The following is a 26,252-nucleotide window of genomic DNA, read 5'->3' as shown; positions in this document are numbered from 1 at the left end:
CCTCAAGCAGCCATGGGTTCTGCCAGCAGGAACTGCGCATAGTCCTTGCCCGCAATCCACTTTGGCGGTTTGCCACGGCCCGTCCATTTGGAGCCGGTATTGGGGTCATAGTATTTGACAGGGGCCTTGGCTTTTTTCTCGGCTTCCCAGGGGAAGACCTGTTGGGCAGTAAAGCCGAACTCCTTGACTAACTGGCGCACGGAGGCCAGGGCGCTGGCGGACTCGGTCTTGCGGGCCTGGGCGATCAGGCGGTCCAGTTCATCTTTTTGGGAAAGCAGCTGTTGGTAGCTTGTCATGCTGGGAGAGTGGAGAGGGTGGAGCAAAAGAAAGCAGGCAATGGCTGCCTGCCAGAAGGAGTCAGGCTAAGGGGCGCAGTGCCCGCTCGCCAGAAGTGATGGTAACGGATTGTTTTAGCTGCGCGCTGGATTCTCTCGGTGTAGGCGGTAAAAAACACACGCTGTTTACGGCATGTGCCTGCAGAGTGCCAGGAGCGTCGCCAAACGCTTGGCTAGCGCAGGAGGCCCCTGAAGAGGGCAGAAGAGCTTGGCTCTATGCCCGCCATTTTTTTCACGGATCGGGCATGGTGCCTGAAGTGGCCTTCAGTCTTTCAGGGCCTCCGTGAGATAGACCGACTGGGTCCAGCACGGCCATGTGCCGCTTGCTGATGGAAAGCGCGGTGCCCGCCTTGTACCGCACATATCTCAAATATCTCAAATATTCTTTTATCCATTTCATGGGATGGATAATGTATTTTCCCATTGAGAAATGGGCAAGACATTATTGATTTTTACACTCAAGGCTGCCATCAATCGGATGGCGTCCGTCTCGGATAAATTCACGTTGAAATAATCAATATCAATGCATTCAACTATATCTGAATTTTCGGACGGGTTTTCTTTTGAATATCTTGGTGATATTTTTGAGATTTAAACCGAGGTTGAATGTTTTATTATAAAAATAATAAAACTATTTGAGTGATGGTGTCGATAGATTTTGAGAATTTTGTAGGCGGAAGACGGGCTTTGTGTAGGCGGTTCTTTGGCTTGTGTAGGAATGCCGCTACAAGATTATCGGACAAACGGTCACTCTGGAAAAATGTAACCGTAAGTTAGTATTTTTTTAAATCAATTTACATCTTCGGGCAATGGGTGCATGACAGTGAATGTCGCAACAGGTTTTATGTGCGGGAATATGCCGAGGGTAATCCATTCAATATTGGGTTGCATCGAGATGATTATTTCCTGGCGTTTTCAGTAGCTTGCTGGGAGTGGGGGGTGCTGAGCCATCAGATTCTCTTTGCAAGCAATGCGGCGGTCTGCATGGCACAGGTACATGCCGTTTCCGTAAATAAGGAAAACCGCAGTCTCAAGCGTTTGAGATCGCTCCTGGTCGCAAGGATTTGTGAGATTTTTTGCCATCTCCAATCTTCATCAGAGCGCTAAAAGCCTTTATTTTCTTGTTTCCACGAGGGAGTTGGAACTTCTGTCGGTGTGAGTTTCGTTGACTGCAAAAACGTGAAAATAGAAAGATGAGGGTGTGATATATGCTGAGATTCAAAAAGAAGAAGCTTGTGCTTGCCATTGTAAGTAGCGGATTGTTCCCGGCAATGACATATGCACTGCCTCATAACAGTGCGCAAGACTTGAGTGTTGTTTTATGGGCAAATGCAGGTTTCGGTTATGCGGGCTCGGTTTATGTGCCTGAAAATGAGAAGCTGCAGTCCACAGAATTTTTTTATCTGAGAAATTTTAACCCAAAGAATACGGCGCATGACACGGCGCTTTACCTCTTGGATAAAAATTCATCGCTGACTTTGCCTGGGGACTCTCCCGGGGCAGGTGAGCCTGGGTTTAAAAGTTCTGTCATTTCATCCTATACCGATAAGTACAAATCCGGGATCGCGGTGAAAATAGGAAGCAATTCTTTTACGCTGACTGAAAGGCCCATTCTTACAGCGGAGGATACGGATTTTTTTGCTGATGCTATAGGGTTGCAGATTAACAGCGGGGTAGTCAACCTCAAAGGGGTTGCTATTTCAGCATTGGATAAAGGGATTGATATTTACGATATAGATGCTGATGGCACGAAAGGTGTTGGCAGCCGGCTCAATTTGGAAAATTTCAGCATCAAGTTTGATGCTGCACGCTTTAATGAATTGGTGAAGAATGTGACGGGAACGGCTGCCAACTTCACGGACAAGCAAAAAACAGACAGAGGCGTGCTCATAGGGGGAACTGGTGTCAAAGGTGAAACAGTGGCCTATTTGACCAATGGAGAGATTGAGGTAGAAGATCAAGCTATTTCCATCATTAACGCAGCCGCGGTATATGTCGATCGCGTCAAAATATCCACCACCAAGTACCCGGGATCTTCGACTGTCAGCGCATCTGGAAAAGATTCCTATGTCTCTATTAAAAACTCTGAAATCACGACAAAGGCAACGGGGGTGCAGTCCAGCGGTGGGGAGATTGACATCGAAAACACGCTGATAGAGCGCCGAGGCTACGGCTTTGGTGTGCTTGCCCGTTATGGTGGAAAACTATCTATAAAAAATAGCAAACTCACTTTGACAGGAGGGACTCAATCCGGAGATCTTGGGTTTACTTCTGCTGCGGTTTCTGTTCGTGAGAAAGACTCAAAAGTAACGCTGTTCAACGTTGAAATTGAAGACCAGATTTCCAATCTCACCACGATGAAGGGAATCTATGCTGACCTGCGTGGTGAAGTGGAAGGGACCCAGGTGAAATACAAGACCGCATCACCTGGTGCTTTAGGGGTGCAGATCGCCGACAACGCCAAAGTGAGTTTGACGGATTCTGTCTTTGAGCTGGAAGGTGCACAGTCGGTAGGTGTTTTTTCTGGAGGAGGTGATTTCACGGCAGACCACTCCATGTTTACGAGCAAAGGTGCTTTGCTAAGAATCTACGCAAACAGCTCGGATGCGAGTTATATTCATTTGAAGAATAACTCTGTATTCGCATCGGAAAATATTCTGCTGCGCAATGACTCTCTGACTGAAGAGGCTTTCCTGACAGCGGATCATTCTTTGATGGCCGGGCGCATTAATGGTGGATTCAATACGGATGTGACACTGAATAATCATTCGGAGTGGTCATATTCTGGCACTTCAAATTTCAGAAACCTGGTGTTGGATAATTCCATTGTCAAAATGAATAAGCCCGATCAGGGGCAATTCAATACCCTGGAAGTCAGCAAGCTGCAGAGCCAGAAAGGCACCATCCAGTTGTGGACCGAGTTCAGTGGTGACGCTTCCATCAGCGACAAAATAATGGTGATGGAAGAGGCGACAGGTAAGACCGGTTTGAGCTTCAAAAAAGCGGTGGGAACGGGTGAGCAAACCCAAAATGGCATCAAGGTGGTGGATGCCATAGACAGCTCGGCATATGGCGGCCCTGTGGCGGTGACCGGCGCAGATGCTTTTTTTATTGATGCTTCTTCCGATGGCTACCGCCAAGGCAAGGGAACGATTGCCGTTGGTGCGTACGAATACGCCTTGAAAAAAGGTGGCAGCAACGCAGATGAGAGCTGGTATTTGCAGTCTGAGAAAATGAGTGTGCCGGGACCGGCCCCCGAACCTTTGATTCGCCCGGAGGTGGATATCTATTTTGCCAACCGGGCAAGCATGCTGAATATGCAGCAGCACCATTTGAAGCAGCGCGTGATGGATGGCTGGCAGGCGCCCGTGGCCTGGGTGCGACTGGACCACAAACAAGAGAAGTTCAACAACCAGTTTGATTTTCAGCGCAAGAGCGATATGAACCTGGCGCATTTCGGCATCGATGTGCTGAGAAAAGATTTGGGCGACAAAGGGCTGCTGCAACTGGGTGTCATGGGCCTGATTGGCCAAAACAAGAGCAAGCTGCGCAATGACATAGGCAACGCCAAAGGCAAGACCGATGGCTACAACCTGGGCGCCTATGCCAGCTGGTACCAGAAGCTGGACGGCAATACCGGCGCTTATGTGGAAAGCTGGCTGATGCATGGCTGGTTCAACAACAGCACCCAGGGCAATGGCCTGGCCGAAGAAAAATACAAATCCAGGGCGCTGTCCTTGTCGCTGGAAGCAGGTTATGGCTTTGAGCTGCCCTGGAGAGATACCAACCATCGTTACACCCTGCAGCCGCAGGCGCAGCTTGTTCTCAGCCATCTGCATTCGGATGATGTTTATGAGAAAACCAAAACCCAGGTCAGGCATGAAAACGGCAGCCAGGCTGCCTACCGTGTGGGTGTGCGTTTTCAGGGGGATACAAAGCAAAGCAATGGCTCGGTGGTATCGCCTTTTGCCGAACTCAATCTTTGGCACCAGCCACAAAACAAGGACATCCGCTTTGACAGCAAGGCCATCAGCGATCAAACCCCCTCCACGATTACCGAAGCGGTGCTGGGCGTGAAAATGCGGGTGAAGCCGAGCTGGGATATTTCCGGGCAATTCAACTACCAGCAGGGCAGTCAAAGCTATAAGCAAAAAATCGTGCAACTGGGCGTGCGTTACCAGTGGCAATAAAAACGGGAGCCCCTGCTGCTGCAGGGCTACCTGACCGCGACCCAGCGCATGGGTGCATGGGTGTTTGGACTGGGGCCTTGGGCCCCAGTCGCTTTTTTACCGAAAGGTGCAGGCAGCAGACCGCCATTGCAGAGACCGCGAAATCGATCAGGCACTCACTGGGGCTGGGGGGGGGCGGGTTTGCTGGAAATGGGGCGCAGTCGCGCGATGGACAGGGGTTGCTGCAAGGCCTGCCCAGGCCGCGCTATGGTGGCATGGCCCGCAAAGGGTGAGGTCTTCCAGCCAAGAGACCTCCATAAAAACCGGAGACAAGCATGCATATATTTTCTTTCTCGCACGCCCTGGTGCGTTCCCATGGCCACGCCGCTGCGCCGCGCCGCTCTGCCGTGGCAGTGGCTGCCACGGCCTTGCTGGCCGCAACGCTGTGGAGCGCTGCGCCGCAGGTCCATGCCCAGGCCCAGACAGCGGCAGCCCCTGCCGCCACCAGCAGCCCGGCCGCGCTGGCGCTGCAGGCCCAGATCGACGAGCGCGCCAAGGCCATCGAGAGCAAGCTGATTGCCTGGCGCCGCGACATCCACCAGCACCCGGAAATGGGCAATCTGGAAACCCGTACCGCAGCTCTGGTGGCCGAGCATTTGCGCCAGCTGGGCATGGAGGTGAAAACCGGCGTGGCCGTCACCGGTGTGGTGGGCCTGCTCAAGGGCGGCCAGCCCGGGCCGGTGGTGGCGCTGCGTGCCGATATGGATGCGCTGCCGGTGAAGGAAAACGTGGACATTCCCTTTGCCTCCAAGGCCAAGGGTGTGTACCTGGGCAAGGAAGTGGATGTGATGCATGCCTGCGGGCATGACACCCATGTGGCGATTTTGATGGCTACGGCCGAGGTGCTGGCCGGCATGAAGCAGCATTTGCCCGGCAGCGTGAAGTTCATCTTCCAGCCCGCTGAAGAGACGCCCGCCACCTTCGAGCCCGATGGAGAGAAGATCTGGGGCGCCAAGCAAATGATCAAGGAAGGGGTGATGCAAAACCCCAAGGTGGATGCGGTGTTTGGTCTGCACGCCTCCAGCGCCTACCCAACTGGCTGGATCGCCTGGCGCCCGGGGCCGGCCATGGCGGCGGCGGACCAGTTCTGGATCGACGTGCAAGGCACGCAAACCCATGGCGCGCGCCCCTGGCAGGGGATTGACCCCATCGTCACCGGCTCGCAAATCGTGTTGGGTCTGCAGACCATCATCAGCCGCCAGGCCAATATCGGGCTGGAGCCTGCCGTGGTCACCGTGGGCACTTTCCATGGCGGCAACCGCATGAACATCGTGCCCGACGCGGTGTCCATGACGGGCACTGTGCGTACCTATGACGAGGGCATGAAGAAAGACATCCACCGCCGCATTCACACCACGGCCACCCATATTGCCGAAAGCGCGGGTACCACGGCCAAGGTGAAGGTGGTGGAGCTGTACAACGCCGTGGTCAATCCGCCTGACTTGACCGCGCAGATGGCACCCACGCTGCAGCGCGTGGCGGGCAAGGGCAACTTCGGCGTCATGCCCAAGGCCACGGGCTCGGAGGATTTCTCCTTCTACCAGCAGGAGGCCCCCGGCCTGTTCTTCAACCTGGGCGTCACCCCCAAAGGCCAGGACCCCGCCAAGGCAGCGCCCAACCACTCGCCCAACTTCTATGTGGATGAGTCCGGCCTGATCTTTGGCGTGCGTGCGCTGGCCAATCTGACGGTGGACTATATGTTGGCGGCCAAGTAAGCGCCGCGCCCGCTGGCAGTCCCTGTGGCTGCCAGCAGGAGCCCCGTTTTGCGGAAGGCCCGGGCTTCAACCTCTTCATGGTGAAGCAGGGCGTGGTGCATACGCCGGACAGCGGGGTCTTGCATGGCATCTCCCGCCAGACCGTGCTGGAGTTGTGTGTGCGGCAAGGGCTTTGTGCCCGTGTTGCACCGTTGCCGGTGGCAGAGCTGCGCGCCGCCGATGAGGTGTTCATCACCTCCACGGCCGGAGGGGTGATGCCGGTGTCACGCTTGGACGCTCAGGCACTGCCGCATTTTCCTGGCCCGATCACACAGCGGCTGCACGCAGCGTATTGGGCGCTGCATGACGAGCCAGGCATGCGTGACCCTGTGGACTTCGGCGGCTGAGCACGCAGTGAGCGGCAGGCGCTGCGCCACGGTGGCGTCGCCACGCTGCACACGGCCACGATTGGCCTGGCGCAAAGGAGCAGGTGCAGCATGTCCTGCGGGTGCATATGCAGTGCCGGTTCTGGCTGATGGGTAAACAGCGGGCCCAACTGACCGGTGAGGTTCATGCGACCGGTGCTCAGGCCGAAAGAGGCGTGCGTATCGCAGGGCTGGGGCCATGTGCAGGCCTGTCACTGCGGCTGTGGGTCTCAGCGGGTGGATTGCCAGGGTCTTGTAGCGGAGCCTGGGTTCCTTTTTTCTCGTGTAAACCCGAAATTGACAGCGTTGTCATTTGGCGTGGGTATTCCATGGCCCAGCATGGTGTGCCTCCGTACAGACAGGCCTGTTGGCGTGCCCGGGAACCTCCTGCAACCGTGTCGGGGTGGTTTGATGTTCGGTTGCAGAGGACTTGCCTCTTTGCTGGGAGATGCTGCTTTGGCGGCCAGAAAAATGCACACATACCTTCAGACCATGCGCTGCGGCGTGCTGTGGACGTTGGCCCTGGTGGCTGGCACGGTTCAGGCAGAGCTCCAGGTGAACCAGGTCGGTTTTCTGCCCCTGGCAGCCAAGTGGGCTGCGGTCAGCGTGGGCAGTGGGCTGCAGACGAATGCATTTGCGGTGGTGAATGCAGCGACCGGCGCCACGGTGCAGGAGGGGCTGTTGCGCCCTGCGGCTGACTGGGCGCCGGCAGGGCAGCGCATACGACTGGCTGACTTCTCGACGCTGCAAACCCCCGGGCACTACCGGATTCGGGTGGCAGGACAGCTGGACTCTGCGCCATTCGAGGTCGGTGGCGGTGCGTATGAGGCGCTGTCCAAGGGGGTGATGAAGGCCTATTACTTCGCCCGCGCCGGCATGCCGCTGGAGGTGCGCTATGCCGGTGTGTACGCGCGCCAGGCAGGCCACCCGGATACCGAGGTGCGGGTCCATGCATCGGCGGCGAGCGCTTTGCGCCCGGCCGGCACTGTCATCGCCAGTCCCCAAGGCTGGTATGACGCTGGCGACTACAACAAATACATCGTCAACTCGGGCATCACGGTGGGGCTGCTGCTGGCGGCTTACGAGCATTTCCCCCAGATTGCAGGGGCCTGGCAGGTGAATATTCCGGAGCAGGGCAACGGCTTGCCGGATGTGTTGAACGAGGTGGCATGGAATGTGGACTGGATGCTGTCCATGCAAGACCCGGCCGATGGGGGGGTCTACCACAAGCTCACGAATCTGCGTTTTGATGGCGAGGTCATGCCTGATGCCGCGACCGAACCCCGGTATGTGGTGCAGAAAACGACGGCGGCAACGCTGGACTTTGCAGCCAGCATGGCCATGGCCAGCCGCATCTATGCCCAGTACGAGGCTCAGCGCCCCGGTTACGCCCGCCAGCTGCTGCTTGCTGCGCAACGTGCTTTCGCCTGGGCCGGCGCGCATCCCCAGGTGTTCTATGTGCAGCCCGCCGATGTGGTGACAGGAAAGTACGAGGACCAGCAACTGGCCGATGAATGGGCCTGGGCCGCCACGGAGCTGTGGCTGACCACCAAGGCGCCGCGCTACCGCCGTCAGCTGGACCTTGCCGGCCTGTCCAGTGCTCCGCCGTCCTGGCAGGACGTCAGCGGCATGGCGTGGATGTCGCTGGCCCAGCATATCGCAGCGCTTCCTGCGGCAGATGCGGCACAGGTGCGCCAGGCCCTGCAGTCGAATGCGCAGCACTACATCGCGGACTGGCAGGCATCGGCCTACCGACTGGCCCTGCCGCCCACCGCATTCCACTGGGGCGGGACCAGCGCGGTGCTGGGTGAAGGCATGCTGCTGGTAGCGGCCTATCGCTTGAGCGGCGAGCGCGCGGCGCTGGATGCTGCGCAGAGCGCCGTGGACTATGTGCTGGGGCGCAATCCCTTGGGGCAGAGCCTGGTGACCGGCTTTGGCACGCATTCCCCTTTGCATCCGCACCACAGATCCTCCCGCGCGGATGGGGTGGAGGCGCCAGTGCCGGGCTTTGTGGTGGGAGGGCCCAACCCCAAGCAGCAAGACAAGGCGGAATGCCCACCTTACCCGTCTGCCCCGCCGGCGCTGGCCTATGTGGATGACGCCTGCAGCTACGCCAGCAACGAGGTGGCGATCAACTGGAATGCGCCCATGGTCTATCTCCTGGCAGCCTTGCAGGCCTTGACCTCTTCCGCGCACTGACCCTGGCTGAGCGGCAGCAGCTCGGCCATGGCCAGCACCGCCTCGGCCACTTCCTGCAGGCGCCGGTTCTGGTTCATGGCGGTCTGGCGCAGCAGCTTGTGGGCCTCGCTTTCGCTGAGCTGGCGGTGCGCCATCAGCAAGCCCTTGGCGTGCTCCAGCGTCTTGCGCTCGGTGAGGGCCGAACGCGCACTGGCCAGCTCGGTGTGCATGGCCTGCAGCCGCTGGGCCTGCTCCTGCACCAGGGCCAGCACCGATTGCTCCAGCTGCGGCGCCAGCCCTGGACCCAGGCCGCTGGGGGGCAAGCTGCTGCCCGGCGGCCTGGGGCTTGCCACTTCCGGGCTGCGAAAGAATTCAGGCAGGCTGGCGTCTGGCGCGCGGGATGTGGCGGTGGCCGCTGCGGGCGCCTGCAGCAGGCAGCGGCAGCGCTGTTCCAGCTCTTCGGCCAGCAGCATCTCGATGCCGTGCATGCCATCCATGCGGGCGCTGCAGGCCTCAAACCAGGCCTGGCCCTGGGCCGTATCCAGCGGGCTGCCTGCCAGGCCGAGCGCACGGCCTCGGGGGCGCAGTCGACAAACACCTGCAGGCAGCGCTCCTGGGCCTCAATCAGGTGCAGCCAATGCTGCTGATGGGCTACCGTGCACTGGCCGGCTGCAAAGGCGGCAGCCCCTGTGGCCCGCTCCTGGCCCGCCAGCTCTTTTCCCTGCATGCAATGGAACATGGCCACCATCAGGCGCGAGATGCCGGGCTGGCTGGCGCTGTCCGCCGCTTCAAACACCACGGCCAGCAGCCCTGCCACCAGGCGCATATAGGCGGTGGTGCAGGCATCGGCATCCAGCGTCAGATCGGTCACGCAGCGGCGCAGGCCGGGCAGGGCATCCAGTCCCTGCAGCGCATACGCCAGGTGGTTGAATAGCCGGGCGCCATGGCCGCCGTGCAGGGCGCCCATGTCCAACTGGCCTAGCAAGGCATGCAGCTGCAATGCGGCTGCATCGCTGGACTCGTGCTGTGTCTGCAGCGCAGCCCGCCCTTTTATGCCCCCGCTGGCCAGCACGATATTGGAAAGACCGCGCTATTTTTGCAGCACATGGACGAGCACGGCCAACTGGCGCACCAAAGCGCTGGTGCGCAGTAACTGCTGCAGCTCGGCCATTTCACAGCGGCGGGCAGCAGTCAGATAGTGCAGGGCATTGGTCATGGCGGGCCGGTGCATCGGACTTGGAGGGGTGAAATTCTGCAAATTTCATGCCTTGTAGCACGCGTTGGCTTGCATGGCTGTATCCAAATACAGTGGCAGCGCTGGGTGCTGCAGACTGCGGGTAAGCATCAACGCGGCTCTAAGAGTGGCTAACACCACTTCTCCAGAGGGCCTCGCAGAGCGGTTATGCTCGCTGCCCTCATGGCACGACGACCCGTAAGCAAAGAACTGTGGCGACAGCTACAACCCCTGATCCCAGCCTTCGTGCCTTCTGCCAAAGGCGGTGCGCGCAAACGCGCAATCAGCGATGAAGCTGCCCTCAACGGCATCTTGTTCGTGCTGCAAACAGGCATTCCATGGGAAGACCTTCCCCAATCCCTGGGCTACGGCAGCGGCATGACTTGCTGGCGGCGCCTGCGCGACTGGAACGCCGCTGGTGTCTGGGAGCAGCTGCACCAAGCCATGCTGACTCGCTTGCGTGAACATGACCAAATCGATTGGAGCCGGGCCAGCATTGATGGCTCCTCGGTACCAAGCCCCCGGGGGGCCAGGAAACGGGCCCAAACCCCACGGACAGAGGCAAGCTCGGCTCCAAGCGGCACATCGTCGTAGATGCCAGAGGCATCCCGCTGGTGATCTTGGTAAGCGGGGCGAACAGGCATGACTCCAAGATGTTCGAGAAGTGTGTGGACGCGATTCCTGCGATTGCTGGCCTGCCAGGGCGTCCCCGTAAAAGGCCAGCCAAGCTGCACGCCGACAAAGGCTACGACTTCAAGCGATGCCGAGCCCATCTGAGGCAGCAGGGCATCATGGGCCGAATTGCCAGAAGAGGCATTGAGAGCAGCGAGCGGCTGGGCAAACACCGGTGGGTGGTGGAGAGGACGCACAGCTGGTTTGCAGGCTTTGGCAAGCTGCGAATCCGCTTTGAACGACGGCTGGATATCCACGAAGCGCTGCTGAAATTGGCGGCAGCGATCATCTGCGCGCGCTTCGTGGATCGGTGGTGTTAGCCACTCTTAAAGGGATAGTCGCAGGGCGTGGTGTAGCTTTGTAGTCGGAAATAGCGGCTGTAGTTATAAAACTTTCTATTAACTATGGGAATAGAGTTCTTCGAATATTTCTCATAAGAATCAAATTAAATATTCCGACAAGAGCACCAACGAATGTACCTAGAGATAAAATCAAAAAATTACGGTTTTCAATCTTCTTTATGGATTGGTTAATGTTTCCGTCGATTTTGTGCATTTTGAATTCAGGAGTATTATTTTTTATTTTCTGCAAACGCTCTAACTCTATCTCTTTCTCACGCAGCCCTTCAATGAAAGGATCATCACTTACGCGATTTTTTAATACATCCAATTCTGCCTTTAATGCCTTCACTCCTAGTGTATACAACTGGGATCCATTGACATGTTGCGTCACTTTATCGATCTGCTGAAATGGAGTCAGAATAAACTGAGGGCCTTGAATTCCAACTGCTTTTGCTATTATTAACGCCTCTTGTAATTGTTCTTCTCTATCTTTCCGGATTTTTTGTGCCAAAAATCTGTAATAGCTTAAATCTTCTTGTGCTTTTGTCAAATTGGAATTAACTTCTGCCATGTAATCGTTTAAAAAACGTTTTTTAGCCAACTCTTCGGTTTGGTTTAAAAAATCATGTGTCCAGCTCTCGGCTAATGCACTGGTTGGCGCCTGGATACGTACGTTGTAACTTAATACATGAGAGAGATCGAAAGTACCAGTTGGGCTCCTTGCGACGATAACTTTGTCATATTGAGGGCGCACCTTAATAGCGATTTTCAGAGTATCAATTAAATCGCGGTCAATAAAATTTGATTTATCTGATGGATTGGAGGATGTTGTTTTTATCGAAGGAAGATAAACATCTTCGAAAAATATTTTTTTTGTTTCATCAGACATTAATTCTCGAGAAAAATATTTATAAATATCTGCTGGAGATGAATTTCCAAATCTTGGTAATATATCTTTTTCTGAGGTGATTTCAGAGATGTCTTGAGCAGAAGGGAGATCTAAAAATAACGATACCTCATATTTTTGTTTTATTAATGAAATTATGATTAGAGATATTAATAAACCCAATAGTGGCCCAATAATTAATTGTCGCCAATGTGTTTTAGACAAATTTATGACATCTGAAAATTTTATTACGTCACTGCTTTCTGTCATTTTTTTTCCATTATTTTATTGTGTGAATAAATACAACTACATCCGTAGTGTTTGCGTTATGGTGATCTAGTCATGCCTATTTTAATACATATGCGATATTGAATTTTACGGTTTACACATTGAGAGATTTTATTAAATTTGTATGATTTTGAGAATTCTCATAAATTTTGTATTTTTATAAATAGTCATCATTTTTTATTTTTCTTAAAATTAAATAACCTAATTTATTCGAGAAATGAAGTTCGTCCCAAAATAATGGGGTTTCCATTTTTTGATATGTATTTTCTATCGTTATAGACGTCATGTCGTAGAAAGGTATGTTTTTTATTTTTGAATAATCTGAGATTTTTTTCTTCCAATTTAATGCGGAATTCTGCAAGCGACTCTTCTGCATGCGGGTTTCCCACTGATCAGATGATGGGAGTATCATAAGAGAGAGAACTATTTTTTTTTGATCTGTTAATTTAATTATTTCCTCAATTTCCTCAATTTCCTCATGATTTGTGGTTTCGCTGGAGCACTTTTCTTCCTGTGAATTTAAAAATATGGAGTAGTATCTGTTTTTTATTTCTATTTCTTTTCGCGATATTCCTGTGGTGTTATATTCAAGATAATTGAGTGAGTTATCAAAATATCCGACTCCAAAACTCGGAGTGGAAAAATTTATTTTTATAGTTCTAAGTGTTTGAATGAATATTTTTTCTAAGCTCAGAAGATTGGCTAATATATTCTCATGCTTGAAAGAAAAGTTTGAAATTGGTTTGCAATGATTTGAGGTCATGAAATTTATTTCTAAGAAAATTTTTTTAATGGATTTTGTTTTTATCATTTTTCTTATTAACTCTTTCGCTTGGATTGTTGTTAATCCATTCAGGCCGGCAACCAGTACGCTGGAATCCATTAATTTTGATGCGGCTTCCTGATTAATCCCTCTTCTGACTCGAGATGATCCAATGATAATAATTTCAGGCTCCTGGAGCAATGTGGAGAGCATCGCTGATTGAGCTTGATCTTCCTGAGGGATTTCTAATTTTATTGTGTTGAAAATATAGGATTTTCTATTTTCCCATAAATTATAAGGATTGGTGATATATATTATATAAATAATAGAGAATAAAAAAATCGAAGTGAGAAAAATTGATGTAAGTATAAATTTTTTCGGGCTTATACTAAAATGCAGCATACTTAAAATCGCTAGCTAAAGAAAGATTTAATATGGATATGCTTAAAGTAAAAGATATCAAAATAATCCATGGTGCGCTCAGGCTCCACTGAGTAGAAGTTGGTCGTATATTTTTTTTCTGGAAACTCCAATCAGGTAACTCTTTAGCTATTAAATCCATCATTGAGGGACAGAACCAAAAGATAAAGATGGATATCATTAATGACAAAACGTGGTGTAGCTCAGGCTGCCTAATTTCTATTGAATTCACTCCAAGCATGGTGACCATAATATGAATGGATGTCTCCATATCAGGAGCTGCCCACATGCATACTGAGAAAGTAATTACAACTAGTGTAAATAATCTGCCAAGCCATTGCTGAATAAATCCACCACGCCGTGAAACAATAGATGATCGACGAAAGGCATTATTGCAGATGATTAAAAAACCTTGAAATAATCCAAATGCCAGCATTGGCAATGTTACGCGATGCCACATGGCGACAAATATCATTGCGAGCATCAAGGCAAGATAATGCCTCCATATTTTTCTGCTTTTGGTTAATGGTCGATAAATATTGTCATGAATGAATCGACCAAGAGTGATATGCCAGCGAGTCCAAAATTCCGCAGGACTTGTTGAGCGAAATGGGGCATGAAAATTAACGGGGAGATGAATGCCGAACATCCTGCTAATACCCATTGCCATTTCAGAGTAACCACTAAAATCTAAATATGCTTCAAAGAGGAAGGCCATACAGGCCATCCAAGCTTCCAATGTTGAAATAGGGGATCCACTCGCGGCCCTTGCAAAGAAATCTCCCTGAATAGAATTAAAAGGATATGATAAACAGACTTTTTTAAAAAGACCCATTGAAAATAGTGTCAGACCTACTGCGCAGCGGTGCATCAATGGCTCCTGCGCAGAGACCTGTAAAAATTGAGGTAGCATCTCTTTGTGGGAGAGTAAAGGACCTGCTGGAAGATGGGGAAACCACGCTACAAAAAGCGTATATTCCGCAGCATTTGTTGCATGAGCATTTCCTTTCGCGACATCGATTAAATAGGAAATTTGTGTGAACGTATAGTAGGAGATGCCTAAAGGGAGCAGTGAATTGGCTGTCTCGGAGAAATGCCAAGTGTGTGGAATTTTAAAAAAAGAGAGTAAGAATATATTTGATATTATGGAGATAAATAAAATAATCTTATTTTCATGATATTTTTTTCCCATCATGTATTTTGCGAATAGCCAATTTGCAGTGATTGATAAAATCAGTACCAAGATATTTTGTGCATCATTGGCAATATAAAATATTAATGAAATGGAAATTGCAAAGTAGATTGATTTTTTTTTGTTATTATTGAGTTTCTGATAAAAAATCAATGAAGCAGGAAGAAATATAAAGATGAAGCTATATGACGTAAAGCTCATTTTAAAATTAAAAATGAATTTTATTTTCTATTAAGAAATAGACCTGCCCACATCTCTCGGACTTCAATCCAATCTGAAAGATCCTCAGGGTTTCTGAATTTTTCGCGCAACTTGGAAAGATAGGTTGTCAATCCCATGGCATATGCTCTGCACTGGCGGCAATCAATGTTTGAACTACAGCATTTCCCATCACTTTTTTCATGATCGATATGGAAATGCAATTGTTTGGTAAGGCGCACGCCGCAGTCATTCGCAATTCCTGTTATAGGATCAATGTTGTACGGATTTTTACTAGTAACCCAGCTGTCATATGCCAATGAATATCGTATGGTGTTTGGGAAGCGATTAATTGCCTTTTGAATTTCTCCTCGCGCGTGAGAAAAATCTTCTTCACTCATAACTAGATTTTTCTCTGCATTACTAATTCTGAAATATGATTTGTCGTTACCTTCATTTCTTTGGATTTTCTCAATGTAGCGTGTTGTTGGACTAAAGTAGCTGAACGTAAGAGGTAAGCCGTGAGACTCGGCCATCTGAGCCATAGGGATAATATTGTCAATATTGAGTGCTGATATGGTAAATATACATACTGCTCTGGGGTCGTTCTTGTAGTTGTTGAGTGCTTTAGATAAAATATTCCCTGCCCGAAGGGCCATTCCTGTTTCATCTGTACCCCAAGAAGAAATATGGATGCGATAATTAATATCATCCGGTAATCGAATGATGCCATTGGTGAATATAATTCCATTCGATATATGCCTCTGGGCACTGCGAATTCGCTCTGGAACCAGGCTGGGCTCCGCTCCAGCGAGATACGCTAAATTAACTCCGCGTCTAGCTTCTGATTCAAAGAACTTGTCCCACTCCAGTTCCGAACGAGAGTCGGAATGTCCATGATACTCATCGCCCTCAAAAAATAGGCATCCTTCACATCGCAAATTGCACTTCGAAGCAATGTCATAATTGGCCGCATTAAGAGTCCCAAGTTCCGAATGGAGCTGGCGAAGGCGTTTTAAATTATCAGAGCCGAGATTTTTCATTTTACAGAAATTTTATTTCGAATTAAATGGAGTAATATATTTAATTTTTTGAAAAATATATTCGATCTTATAAAGTGTTTTTGGATTTTTTGTTTATTATCTATGGTGTTAATCACCATAGATATCATTTATGAAAGCTAGATTCATGTTAATAAAATCGCCTGAATTCCATCGTCTATATCATTTTATTTAGCTCTTTTTGGCATACATGAATAATGTGCACCATGGTTCAATATATGGGGTGCGCTCCAGCAGTTGCACAGGCTTGTTGTTCTGGGGGCGGAGCATGAGCCGCTGAACCTCGTTTGCAGAGGCTTGGCGCTTGGTGATGCGAGTTGAATGCCGTTCCTGGCGCGGGTTGAAGTTCATCAGCCTGGTATTGGTAAAACGGCCGAGGGTCTGCTGTTGAGCCGCGTTCAGCATGCGCACTGGAGCATCGGCCGTAGAGGGGAAGCGCGTGCCGTCATTGCCATAAGGGATAAGGTACTGCTCGCGTGGATCAAGGCGCATGCAAGCCAGCCACCGCAGACTTTCCAGGAAAGCTTGACTGGCCAGCGCGCAGCTGGGACCGTCGAGAAAGAAGTGGGGTGCATGAGGCATGGAGGCATGCGGCACAGCTTTCCTGTGGAAAGGTCGCGCATCTGTGGGTGATTTGTGTCAATCCTATTCAAGATGTACGGTTCTGCATATCACTGTAATCAGTGATATTGGGTCTTTTTTTACTATGGCAGTGTGCAAACCTGTGTGGTGACGAGGACGCTGTAGAGGGGGGCTCTTGTAACTTTGGCGGCCTGCGGCGCACCAGCGCACCAGCGCGGCGACATGGCTGCAGTCGTGGCAGCGGTACAGGGCCGTGGCGTAGGTCGCAAAAACTTTGTTTTTCATAGCGGCCTGTGCGTTTGTAGCCTGCATATGAGTTGTAAAACACCATAAAAAAACCGACCGCCCCGCAAGGGACGGTCGGTTCTTTGTTGTGCCTGGGCAGCAAGCCCGGCCCACAGAGTGGGGGCCGGGCGAGCGTGCTGGCGCTGCTGGTTTAGGCCAGCTTGCCGATGATGGCGTTCAGCGTGGCGCTGGGGCGCATGGCGGCGCCGGTTTTTTCCACGCTGGGGCGGTAGTAGCCGGCGATGTTGCTGGGCTTGCCTTGCACGGCGTTCAGCTCGGCCACGATGGTGGCTTCAGCGGCGGCCATGGCTTGGGCCACGGGCTGGAAGGTGGCTTGCAGGGCGGCGTCCTTGGTTTGCTTGGCCAGCTCCTGGGCCCAGAACGATGCCAGGTAGAAGTGGCTGCCGCGGTTGTCGATGCCGGCGCCGGGCTTGCGCGAGGGGCTCTTGTTCTCGTCCAGGAAGCGGCCGGTGGCAGCGTCCAGTGCGTCAGCCAGCACCTGGGCCTTGGGGTTTTTCGCAAAACCGGCCAAGTGCTCCAGCGAGGCGGCCAGGGCCATGAATTCACCCAGCGAATCCCAGCGCAGGAAACCTTCTTCGACAAACTGCTGCACGTGCTTGGGTGCGGAGCCGCCGGCGCCGGTCTCGAACAGGCCACCGCCATTCATCAAGGGCACGATGGACAGCATCTTGGCCGAGGTGCCCAGTTCCAGGATGGGGAACAGGTCGGTCAGGTAGTCGCGCAGCACGTTGCCGGTGACGGAGATGGTGTCCTGGCCCTTGCGGATGCGGTCCAGCGAGAACTGGGTGGCCTTGACGGGCGACAGGATCTGGATGTCCAGGCCAGTCGTGTCATGGTCCTTCAGGTAGGTGTTGACCTTTTTGATCAGCTCGGCGTCGTGGGCGCGGTTTTCGTCCAGCCAGAACACGGCGGGCATGCCGGAGGCGCGGGCGCGGGTGACGGCCAGCTTGACCCAGTCGCGGATGGGGGCGTCCTTGGCCTGGCACATGCGGAAGATGTCGCCGGCTTCGACGGCCTGCTCCAGCAGCACGCTGCCGGCTTCGTCCACCACGCGCACAGTGCCGGCTTGGTCGATTTCAAAGGTCTTGTCGTGGCTGCCGTATTCCTCGGCGGCCTGGGCCATCAGGCCCACGTTGGGCACGGTGCCCATGGTGACGGGGTCCAGCGCGCCGTTTTTCTTGCAGTCGTCAATGACGGTCTGGTAGACGCCGGCGTAGCAACGGTCGGGGATGACGGCCTTGGCGGCTTGCAGCTTGCCTTCGGCGTTCCACATGCCGCCGGAGTCGCGAATCATGGCGGGCATGGAGGCGTCGACGATCACGTCGGAAGGCACGTGCAGGCAGGTGATGCCCTTGTCGCTGTTGACCATGGCCAGGGCGGGGCGCTCGGCAGACAGGGCCTTCAGATCGGCTTCGATCTCGGCGCGCTTGGCCTCGGGCAATTGCTCCAGGCGGGCGTACAGATCGCCAATGCCGTTGTTGGGGTTGAAGCCGATTTCGGCCAATGCGGCGGCGTGCTTGTCCAGCACGGGGCCGTAGTAGGCGTAGACCACATGGCCGAAGATGATGGGGTCGGAGACCTTCATCATGGTGGCCTTCAGGTGGGCAGAGAACAGCACGCCCTGGTCCTTGGCTTCTTGCACTTGCGCGGCCAGGAAGCTGCGCAGCGCCTTCTTGCTGATGACGGAGGCGTCGATCACCTCGGCGGCCAGCACCTTGGTGGCGGCCTTGAGGACCTTGGTTTCGCCCTTGGCGGTGGCCAGCTCGATGCGCACGCTACCGGCGTTTTGCACCACGGTGGACTTTTCGCTGCCGTAGAAGTCGCCAGCGTCCATATGGGACACGTGGGACTTGTTGTCGGCCGTCCAGGCACCCATCTTGTGGGGGTGCTTGCGGGCGTAGTTCTTGACCGACAGCGGTGCGCGGCGGTCGGAGTTGCCTTCGCGCAGCACGGGGTTCACGGCCGAGCCCTTGACCTTGTCGTAGCGGGCCTTGGCGTCTTTTTCGCCATCGTTGGCGGGCACATCGGGGTAGTCGGGCAGGGGATAGCCCTGGCCTTGCAGTTCCTTGATGGCCGCTTTCAGCTGGGGGATGGAGGCCGAGATGTTGGGCAGCTTGATGATGTTGGCTTCGGGCTGCTTGGCCAGCTCACCCAGCTCTGCCAGGTCATTGGCGATGCGTTGCTCGGGCTTGAGCAGCTCGGGGAACAGCGCCAGGATGCGGCCGGACAGCGAGATGTCGCGGGTTTCGACATCGATGCCAGCGGAGCGCGTGAACGCCTGCACGATGGGTAGCAACGAGTACGTTGCCAGCATCGGTGCTTCATCGGTCAGGGTGTAGATGATCTTGGAGGATGAAGACATGTTGTGATCTGTTGTCTAGGGTTCGAAAACGCGCCTGCGCGCGTGGCGTGTCTGCACCGGACAGGGGAGTGCCCGGCGCGCTATCTGTGTAGCGCACACAAGAGCCGGGCAAGGTCACAGGCTCAACTCTTGTATAAGACTTGAGTTTAGCATCAGCTTCCATACTATGGAACGGTGTTTTATGCTGCGCTGCAAAAGTCACCGGGTTTGGGGCGCTTTCCCCTCTGCAAGCCCGCAGTTCAGGGGTTTTCCCCGAACTGGGTTTTGAAGTCGAACTCCAGCTTCTGGCATTCCCCCGCCTCGGTGAAATGCACGGGCTTGCCCTCTTTGGGCGGCTTTTGCACTTCTTTCCAGCACAGGCGTATGGTTTCGCGCGCCACCCAGCGGGCTTCGGTTTCGGGGGTGTTGAGGAAATAACCCAGCGCCATCAGCAGGGCAAAGAACAGCACGGGCAGGCCAATCAGCCAGCGCACCAGACGGGGCTTGGGCGTTGGGGTTTCGGGTGTGGCGGAGGGATTGGGAGTTGCTTCAGACATGGGCGGAATTATCGGCGCCTGTCTGTAGCCACGGGCAGGCTTGCGGCGCGGTGTTGATGCGCATCAAGCTCGGCTGTGCAAGATGGCGCTGTCTGAGCAGCTTCTTTTTTGATAGCTGTCTGTGCAGGCTGTATCAATGCCCAAGGCTGAAAAGCCTCAGTCTTTGTGCTCCCAGGCCTGGCCCCAGTGCAGCACCTGTTCCAGCGCGCGGTCGCGTATGCCCATGGCCTGCAGGCCGTCGTAGGTGGCCAGGGCGTAGTCGCGCGTTGTGCCGTAAATACCGGCGGATTCGGCAAAGATGCGCTGGTACTGCTCGGGTGGCAGCAGGCCGCAGTAGCTGGGGCTGCGGCGTGACAGCGTAAAGGCCAGGGCACGCACAGGCCCTTCTTGCGTGTTGCAGGCAAGCCAGCGCGGGTCGTAGGTGGCCAAGGGCATTTCACGCTGCCACAGCAGCCGCAAGGTCTCACTCCCCTGGGCCGCGGGAATGCGATAGGCCGCGCCCTGGCAGCTGCCGCCGGGCAGCATGGCAAACACCAGGCCAGGCCGCTCGGGCGTGCCGCGGTTGATGCGGCTCCACATCTTCAGCGCCCGGTGCCAGCCAAACACCCGCGCATCGCGGCGCTCGGCAAAGTCAAAGTCAGGCCGCCAGATCAGGCTGCCATAGCCAAACACCCACAAATCTTCCTCGCCACCCCATTGCTGCAGCGTGCGCTGCAAAAAGATCTGGGGATCACGCCCGGGCAGGGGCGACAAGGTTGCGGGGATGGGGAACATGGACGTCGATGCTAGGCGTTTTTGCCATCTGCGCAATGGCTGTGGGGCCTTCCCTGGAGCATTTCAGTGCGCTCTTGCGCGTTGCCGGAGCCCCTCTCTCTCGTTTTCATGGAGAGAGAGGGAAAGACGCGAGGTGCAAGGCTGCACAAGAGATGTGCTTCACCTCACAACTCATGCTCAAGCCAGGCCGGCAGCCTGGGTCAGGCTTTCGATGGACTCGGTCAGCTCCAGCCAGCGTTCTTCGAGCGTGTCGATCTCATCGCCCACGGCCTTCAGGCGCTTGCCGGCTTCGGCGATTTCGGCCGGAGGCAACGGGGTGGCCAGCTTGGCCTCCAGCGCAGTCTTTTCGCTGGAGAGCACGGCCATTTTTTTGTCGATCTGCTCCTGCTCTTTTTTCAGCGGCTTGGTCTTTTCGGACAGCTGCTGGCGCGCGGCGGCGGTCTGTTTGCGTTGCTCGCGCTGGTCGCCCTGGGGCTCGGGCTGGCTGGCAGGTGCTGCGGGCGGGGCTGCCATGGCCACGGGTGCCGCAGCTGCGGCTGCAGAGGCTGCGGCCTTGCTGGTGGCAGCAGCGGCTTGGGCTTCGGCGTTCTTGGCTTCTTCGCGCAGGCGCTTGGATTCTTCCAGCAGGTAGCGCTGGTAGTCGTCCAGGTCGCCGTCGAAGGGGCCCACCACGCCGCGGCCCACCATCCAGAAGTCTTCGCACACGGCGCGCAGCAGGTGGCGATCGTGGGAGACCAGCATGACGGTGCCGTCGAAGTCGTTGAGCGCCATGGCCAGGGCCTCGCGGGTGGCCAGGTCCAGGTGGTTGGTGGGTTCGTCCAGCAGCAACAGATTGGGGCGTTGCCAGACGATCATGGCCAGCACCAGGCGGGCTTTTTCGCCGCCGCTCATGGTGCCCACGGCCTGCTTCACCATGTCGCCGGTGAAGTTGAAGCTTCCCAGATAGCTGCGCAAATCCTGCTCGCGGCTGGGTTGCTTGGCGTCGGGGCCCAGCTCCTTGGCCAGACGGATCATGTGCTCCAGCGGGTTTTCGCCGGGGCGCAGCACGTCCAGCTCCTGCTGGGCAAAGTAGCCGATGTTCAGGCCCTTGCCCTCGGTCACCGTGCCGGCCAGGGCCTTCATGGTGCGGGCAATGGTCTTGACCAGGGTGGACTTGCCCTGGCCGTTGGCGCCCAGAATACCGATGCGCTGGCCTGCCAGCACCGAGCGGTTCACGCCCTGGAGGATGGTGGTGGCTGTGCCCTCGTCGTCCACATAGCCAAAGGCTGCATCGCTGATGGCCAGCATGGGGTTGGGCAGGTTGGCGGGTTCCTTGAACTCGAAGGTGAAGTCGGCCTCGGCCAGCACGGGGCCGATTTTCTCCATGCGCTCGAGCTGCTTGACCCGGCTTTGCGCTTGCTTGGCCTTGCTGGCCTTGGCCTTGAAGCGGTCGATGAACTTCTGCAAGTGGGCCATCTTCTCCTGCTGCTTGGAAAAGCTGGCGGCCTGCAGTTCCAGCTGCTGGGCACGCAGCTCTTCAAACTTGCTGTAGTTGCCGCCGTAGCGGTTCAGCTGGCCGCTCTGGATTTGCAGCGTGACATTGGTGATGGCGTCCAGAAACTCGCGGTCGTGGCTGATGACGATCATGGTGCCGGCATAGCGCTTGAGCCAGGCTTCCAGCCAGACCAGGGCGTCCAAGTCCAAGTGGTTGGTGGGCTCGTCCAGCAGCAGCAGGTCAGAGGGGCACATCAGCGCGCGGGCCAGCTGCAAGCGCATGCGCCAGCCGCCAGAGAAGCTGTCCACGGGGTGGTCCAGCTCGCTGGCGCGAAAGCCCAGGCCCAGAATCAGCGCCTGGGCACGGGCCACGGCATCATGGGCGCCGGCGTCGTGCAGATCGGAATAGGCCTGGGCAATGGCCATGCCGTCGTCGTTGGCCTCGGCCTCGGCCAGCTGGCGCTGGACTTCGGTCAGGCGGGTGTCGCCCTCCAGCACAAAGTCGGTGGCGCTCTGGTCGGTCTCGGGCATGTGCTGGGCGACTTCGGCCATGCGCCAGCTCGACGGGATGTGGAAGTCGCCGCCGTCTTCGTGCAGCTTGCCGCTGAGCAGGGCAAACAGGGACGATTTGCCAGCGCCGTTGCGGCCCACCAGGCCCACGTTTTCACCGGGGTTGATGGTGGCGGAAATACTGTCCAGCACCACTTTGGTGCCGCGACGCAGGGTGACATTCTTCAGGGTAATCATTGGGGAGCGATTATCGCTGCGCCGCAGCACCTGCCGTGCGGCGGGGTGAATACAGCGGTTCCGCGGCATGGATCCAGTGGCATGAAGATGGCGTTTCAGCGGCAGCAGCAGAGGCCTGCGCGCAGCTGTGCCAGGCTACAAATGAAAGAGTTGTGAGCAACCATGTCTGGCGGGTGTGTCAGCGACATGGACCTACAAGATGGCGGGCGCACTGTCATCAAGATGACAGACTTTTTTCATTTTCAAGACCGCATCGGGCGACGGCTGCGGCATTGACCATGCACCTGCTTTCCTCATCAACCGACCGTGACGCCGCAACTGCGCATGCGCACTGGCGGGTGGAGGCGCTGGGGTTCGAGCGCATAGACCGGGCCTTGATTGCCGATGACCAGGATCTGTTCTACCTGCTGGTGAGCGCCTCGTTTGTCGAGACCGGCTCGGACACCTATGCCGCCAACCTGGCGGTGCACTATGCCGACCACCCGGGCATCAGCGCCTGGCTGCGCGAGCGCTGGGAGGGTGAGGAGCTGCAGCATGGCCGCGCATTGCGTGCCTATGTGGAGGCGGTATGGCCGGCCTTTCCCTGGCAGCAGGCCTATGACAGCTTTTTTGCCGAATACGCTCCGCTGTGCACGGTGGAGGAGCTGCAGGCCGACCAGCGCCTGGAAATGGTGGCGCGCTGTGTGGTGGAGACCGGCACCGCTGCCTACTACCACACGCTGCGCGAGCTTAGCCGCGAGCCGGTGCTGCGCCAGCTGCTGGGCCATATCCGCAGCGACGAGGTGGGGCACTACAAGCATTTTTTGCAGTATTTCAAGCTGCTGCAGGCCGAGCGCCCCGTGGGCCGGGCGCGCATCGCCGGGGCCTTGTATGCGCGGCTCCAGGAGCTGCGCGACAGCGATGGCGATATTGCGCTGCGCCATGTGTGGGCGCACAGGGGCGGCTATTTTTCCGAGGACGGCAGAGACTTTGCTGCGGTGACCCAGCGCCTGTACGGGCGCGTGCGCCGGGAGTTGCCCACCGAAATGGCGGTGCGCATGCTGCTCAAGCCTTTGCTGTTGCCGCACAGGCTGGAGGCGGTGCTGCGCTCACCCATTGCCAGGCTGGCAACCTGGCTGGCGTTGCGACCGGCGACCGGCCACAACTGATCGCTGTGCGCCGTAATTTTGTGAGCTGCTGATGCAGTGGTTGCAACGCTTTCCCATGGAAAGTGCTGGGAGATTGTGGCTAGATAAGCACTTGCAGCTACAAAAAAAGAGCGACCCATTGGCCGCTCTTTGCTTGTTTCAGGCGCCTTGTTGTACTGGATGCAGCACAGGGGCTTAGCTGGCCTGCTGCGCCTGGCTCCAATGCTGCAGCGCTTCTTGCGTGATCAGCAGCACCTGCTCGTCGCCGGAGCTGGTGTCCAGCCAGAACAGGGGCAGGTCGGGGAAGGCGGCTTCAAAAAACGGCTTTTCATTGCCGATTTCCAGCACCACCACCGCATGCTTGTTCAGGCGCGCGGGCAGGTCGGTGAAGAGCTGGCGGATAAAGTCCATGCCATCGGCGCCGCCGGCCAGGGCCAGTTCGGGCTCGGCAAGGTATTCGGCGGGGAGCTTGGCCATGCTGTCCGCATTCACATAGGGCGGGTTGCACAGCACCAGGTCCCAGGGGCCGGGCACGCCGGCCATGCCGTCGGATTCCAGCAGGCGTACACGGTCTTGCAGGCCATGCTGGTCCACATTGATGCGGGCCACGGCCAGGGCGTCGCTGGAGATATCGGCGCCGGTCACTTGCACCTCGGGCCAGGCCATGGCGGCCAGGCAGGCCAGGGAGCCGTTGCCGGTGCACAGGTCTAGCACCTGGGTGGTCTTGTCGCTGAGCCAGCCGTCGATGCTGCCATCGGCCAGCAGCTCGGCAATAAAGCTGCGCGGCACGATGGCGCGCTCGTCGATGTAGAAGGGCACGCCCACCAGCCAGGCCTGTTTGGTGAGGTAGGCCGCAGGCTTGCGGCTGGTAATGCGCGCTTCAAAAAGCGCAGCAATCTGTGCGCTCTGCTCGGGCGTGACGGGCTGTTTGTCTACCGAATCTTCTTCCTCACCCAGGGGCGCGTCGATGGGCAGGCCCAGCTGCCACAGCACCAGCCAGATGGCTTCTTCCTCGGCATTGGTCGTGCCATGGCCAAAGCCCACGCCAGCGTCTTGCAGGCATTGGGCGCCGCTGGCGATGAGGGCGGCCACGGTGGTGCCATGGGGCAGGGTGTAAGACGCGGTGGGGGCGCTGCTCATGCGGCGGTTCCTTGTGTGGTGGTTGCCGCCAGGGCCTGCTGGTGCAGGTTTTCCAGGGTGCGGCGGTAGATGTTCTTCAGCGGCTCCACATCGGCAACGGCAATATGCTCGTCGATCTTGTGGATGCTGGCGTTGGGCGGGCCCAGCTCGATGACCTGGGGGCAGATCTGGGAGATGAAGCGGCCGTCGCTGGTGCCACCGGTGGTGGAAAGCTCGGTCTCCAGCCCGGTTTCGGCCTGGATGGCGGCCTGCACGGCCACCACCAGTTCGCCCGGCGTGGTCAGAAAGGGCTCGCCCCCCAGGGTCCAGGCCAGCTCGTATTCCAGGCCATGGCGGTCCAGCAGGGTTTGCACGCGCTGCTTCAGGCCTTCGGCCGTGCTTTCGGTGCAGAAGCGGAAGTTGAAATCGATCACCACATCGCCCGGGATCACATTGCTGGCGCCGGTGCCACCGTGGATGTTGCTGATCTGCCAGCTGGTGGGCTGGAAGAAGGCGTTGCCTTCATCCCAACGGGTGGCGGCCAGCTCGGCCAGGGCCGGCAGCGCCTGGTGTATGGGGTTGCGCGCCAGTTGGGGGTAGGCGATATGGCCTTGAATACCGTGCACGGCCAGGCGGCCGCTGAGCGTGCCACGGCGGCCGTTCTTGATCATGTCGCCGGTTTGCTGCACGGCCGTGGGCTCGCCCACGATGCAGTAGTCCAGCGGCTCGCCGCGCTGCTTGAAGATTTCCACCACGGCGCGGGTGCCATCGAGGGAGGGGCCTTCCTCGTCGCTGGTGAGCAAGAGGGCGATGTTCAACAGCGGCTCGGGCGTGGCGGCCAGAAACTCTTCCACGGCCACCGTAAAGGCGGCGATGGAGGTCTTCATATCGCTGGCACCACGGCCAAACAGCTTGCCGTCGCGGTAGGTGGGAATAAAGGGCTGGCTGCTCCAGCGTTCCACCGGGCCGGTGGGCACCACATCGGTATGGCCGGCAAACACCACGGTTTTGATAGCTGGTTGTGCAGATGCGGTCTGTGCTACAGGCTGTTTTGCTGTGCGTTTGGCCCAGAGGTTGTGGACGCGAAAGCTCTCGGGGCCGCTGTCCAGGCGCTCGCAGGCAAAGCCCAGGGGCGCCAGGCGCTCGGCCAGCAGTTCCAGGCAACCAAGGTCTTCGGGGGTGACGGAGGGGCGGCTGATCAGGGCTTCAGCCAGCTGCAAGGTGGGCGACATGTGCAAAACGTGAATGGGGCGGCTTGCCGGCAAAAAGGATTTCAGCGGGCTGCTGCGGCGCTAAGGCCGTCATGCGGG

The 26,252-nt window shown here is 56.0% G+C and carries 20 protein-coding genes and 1 pseudogene; 6 read left to right on the top strand and 15 right to left on the bottom strand.

The window, feature by feature from the left end:
* Positions 1 to 2: 2 nt before the first annotated feature.
* Positions 3 to 296 carry an H-NS family nucleoid-associated regulatory protein gene (locus ACA027_RS12180; protein ID WP_370678498.1) on the bottom strand — a complete coding sequence of 98 codons (294 nt, stop codon included), beginning with the start codon at positions 294 to 296 and terminating at the stop codon, positions 3 to 5.
* A gap of 1,247 nt (positions 297 to 1,543) precedes the next feature.
* Here ACA027_RS12180 and ACA027_RS12175 point away from each other — a divergent pair.
* The 4 genes from ACA027_RS12175 (at position 1,544) to ACA027_RS12160 (ending at position 8,882) form a co-directional block, all read left to right on the top strand.
* Positions 1,544 to 4,525, top strand: a complete 2,982-nt coding sequence (locus ACA027_RS12175; RefSeq protein ID WP_370678497.1) for an autotransporter outer membrane beta-barrel domain-containing protein — start codon at positions 1,544 to 1,546, stop codon at positions 4,523 to 4,525.
* A 314-nt stretch (positions 4,526 to 4,839) separates the two neighbouring features.
* Entirely contained in the window at positions 4,840 to 6,279 is a 1,440-nt protein-coding gene (locus ACA027_RS12170) for an amidohydrolase (RefSeq protein ID WP_370678496.1), read from the top strand.
* 77 nt (positions 6,280 to 6,356) lie between these two features.
* Positions 6,357 to 6,665, top strand: a complete 309-nt coding sequence (locus tag ACA027_RS12165) for an aminotransferase class IV (RefSeq protein ID WP_370678495.1) — start codon at positions 6,357 to 6,359, stop codon at positions 6,663 to 6,665.
* A gap of 489 nt (positions 6,666 to 7,154) precedes the next feature.
* Entirely contained in the window at positions 7,155 to 8,882 is a 1,728-nt protein-coding gene (locus ACA027_RS12160) for a glycoside hydrolase family 9 protein (protein ID WP_370678494.1), read from the top strand.
* Here ACA027_RS12160 and ACA027_RS12155 read toward each other — a convergent pair.
* From ACA027_RS12155 to ACA027_RS12145, 3 genes and pseudogenes are all read right to left on the bottom strand, one after another.
* On the bottom strand, positions 8,837 to 9,358 hold the full coding sequence (locus ACA027_RS12155; RefSeq protein ID WP_370678493.1) for an ANTAR domain-containing response regulator: 522 nt from the start codon (positions 9,356 to 9,358) through the stop codon (positions 8,837 to 8,839). The genes ACA027_RS12160 and ACA027_RS12155 overlap by 46 nt on opposite strands.
* Positions 9,359 to 9,468: 110 nt before the next feature.
* A pseudogene (locus ACA027_RS12150) lies at positions 9,469 to 9,933 on the bottom strand (nitrate- and nitrite sensing domain-containing protein); the annotation flags it as partial.
* An 18-nt stretch (positions 9,934 to 9,951) separates the two neighbouring features.
* Positions 9,952 to 10,092, bottom strand: coding sequence for a hypothetical protein (locus ACA027_RS12145; RefSeq protein ID WP_370678492.1), 141 nt, complete (start codon positions 10,090 to 10,092; stop codon positions 9,952 to 9,954).
* Between the two features lie 186 nt (positions 10,093 to 10,278).
* On the opposite strand from ACA027_RS12145, the gene ACA027_RS12140 reads away from it, so the two are divergent.
* Positions 10,279 to 11,087 (top strand): IS5 family transposase gene (locus ACA027_RS12140; protein WP_370678491.1). Its coding sequence is split into 2 segments (ribosomal slippage): positions 10,279 to 10,609 and positions 10,609 to 11,087, totalling 810 coding nucleotides; the frame shifts between segments, so codons are not numbered across the junction.
* 82 nt (positions 11,088 to 11,169) lie between these two features.
* Here the strand turns inward: ACA027_RS12140 and ACA027_RS12135 are convergent.
* The 9 genes from ACA027_RS12135 to ACA027_RS12095 form a co-directional block, all read right to left on the bottom strand.
* On the bottom strand, positions 11,170 to 12,264 hold the full coding sequence (locus ACA027_RS12135; RefSeq protein ID WP_370678490.1) for a hypothetical protein: 1,095 nt from the start codon (positions 12,262 to 12,264) through the stop codon (positions 11,170 to 11,172).
* Between the two features lie 175 nt (positions 12,265 to 12,439).
* Complete coding sequence (locus ACA027_RS12130) at positions 12,440 to 13,447, bottom strand: hypothetical protein (RefSeq protein ID WP_370678489.1); 1,008 nt, start codon at positions 13,445 to 13,447, stop codon at positions 12,440 to 12,442.
* Positions 13,434 to 14,858 (bottom strand): MBOAT family protein, encoded by a 1,425-nt coding sequence (locus ACA027_RS12125; RefSeq protein ID WP_370678488.1) that lies wholly within the window; start codon positions 14,856 to 14,858, stop codon positions 13,434 to 13,436. The genes ACA027_RS12130 and ACA027_RS12125 overlap by 14 nt, the downstream gene beginning before the upstream one ends.
* Before the next feature lie 20 nt (positions 14,859 to 14,878).
* Positions 14,879 to 15,898, bottom strand: coding sequence for a hypothetical protein (locus ACA027_RS12120; RefSeq protein ID WP_370678487.1), 1,020 nt, complete (start codon positions 15,896 to 15,898; stop codon positions 14,879 to 14,881).
* Between the two features lie 189 nt (positions 15,899 to 16,087).
* Complete coding sequence (locus ACA027_RS12115; RefSeq protein ID WP_370678486.1) at positions 16,088 to 16,513, bottom strand: hypothetical protein; 426 nt, start codon at positions 16,511 to 16,513, stop codon at positions 16,088 to 16,090.
* Between the two features lie 421 nt (positions 16,514 to 16,934).
* On the bottom strand, positions 16,935 to 19,166 hold the full coding sequence (locus ACA027_RS12110) for an NADP-dependent isocitrate dehydrogenase (RefSeq protein ID WP_370678485.1): 2,232 nt from the start codon (positions 19,164 to 19,166) through the stop codon (positions 16,935 to 16,937).
* A 239-nt stretch (positions 19,167 to 19,405) separates the two neighbouring features.
* A complete protein-coding gene (locus ACA027_RS12105) occupies positions 19,406 to 19,702 on the bottom strand; it encodes a hypothetical protein (protein ID WP_370678484.1) in 297 nt (98 codons plus the stop codon).
* 156 nt (positions 19,703 to 19,858) lie between these two features.
* Entirely contained in the window at positions 19,859 to 20,476 is a 618-nt protein-coding gene (locus ACA027_RS12100) for a gamma-glutamylcyclotransferase (protein WP_370678483.1), read from the bottom strand.
* 177 nt (positions 20,477 to 20,653) lie between these two features.
* Complete coding sequence (locus tag ACA027_RS12095; protein WP_370678482.1) at positions 20,654 to 22,696, bottom strand: ABC-F family ATP-binding cassette domain-containing protein; 2,043 nt, start codon at positions 22,694 to 22,696, stop codon at positions 20,654 to 20,656.
* Positions 22,697 to 22,974: 278 nt separating this feature from the next.
* Here ACA027_RS12095 and ACA027_RS12090 point away from each other — a divergent pair, with 278 nt between their 5' ends.
* Complete coding sequence (locus ACA027_RS12090; protein ID WP_370678481.1) at positions 22,975 to 23,844, top strand: ferritin-like domain-containing protein; 870 nt, start codon at positions 22,975 to 22,977, stop codon at positions 23,842 to 23,844.
* A gap of 174 nt (positions 23,845 to 24,018) precedes the next feature.
* Here the strand turns inward: ACA027_RS12090 and prmB are convergent, their stop codons facing one another.
* On the bottom strand, positions 24,019 to 24,963 hold the full coding sequence (gene prmB / locus ACA027_RS12085) for a 50S ribosomal protein L3 N(5)-glutamine methyltransferase (protein WP_370678480.1): 945 nt from the start codon (positions 24,961 to 24,963) through the stop codon (positions 24,019 to 24,021).
* The gene (dapE, locus tag ACA027_RS12080; protein WP_370678479.1) at positions 24,960 to 26,174 is read right to left on the bottom strand and encodes a succinyl-diaminopimelate desuccinylase; all 1,215 of its coding nucleotides are present in this window, start codon (positions 26,172 to 26,174) and stop codon (positions 24,960 to 24,962) included. The genes prmB and dapE overlap by 4 nt, the downstream gene beginning before the upstream one ends.
* Between the last annotated feature and the right edge of the window lie 78 nt (positions 26,175 to 26,252).

This window comes from Comamonas sp. GB3 AK4-5 (assembly GCF_041320665.1).
GTDB lineage: Bacteria > Pseudomonadota > Gammaproteobacteria > Burkholderiales > Burkholderiaceae_C > Comamonas.
Note: the sequence above shows the minus strand (reverse complement) of the source record. Positions and strands in the feature narration are given on the sequence as shown.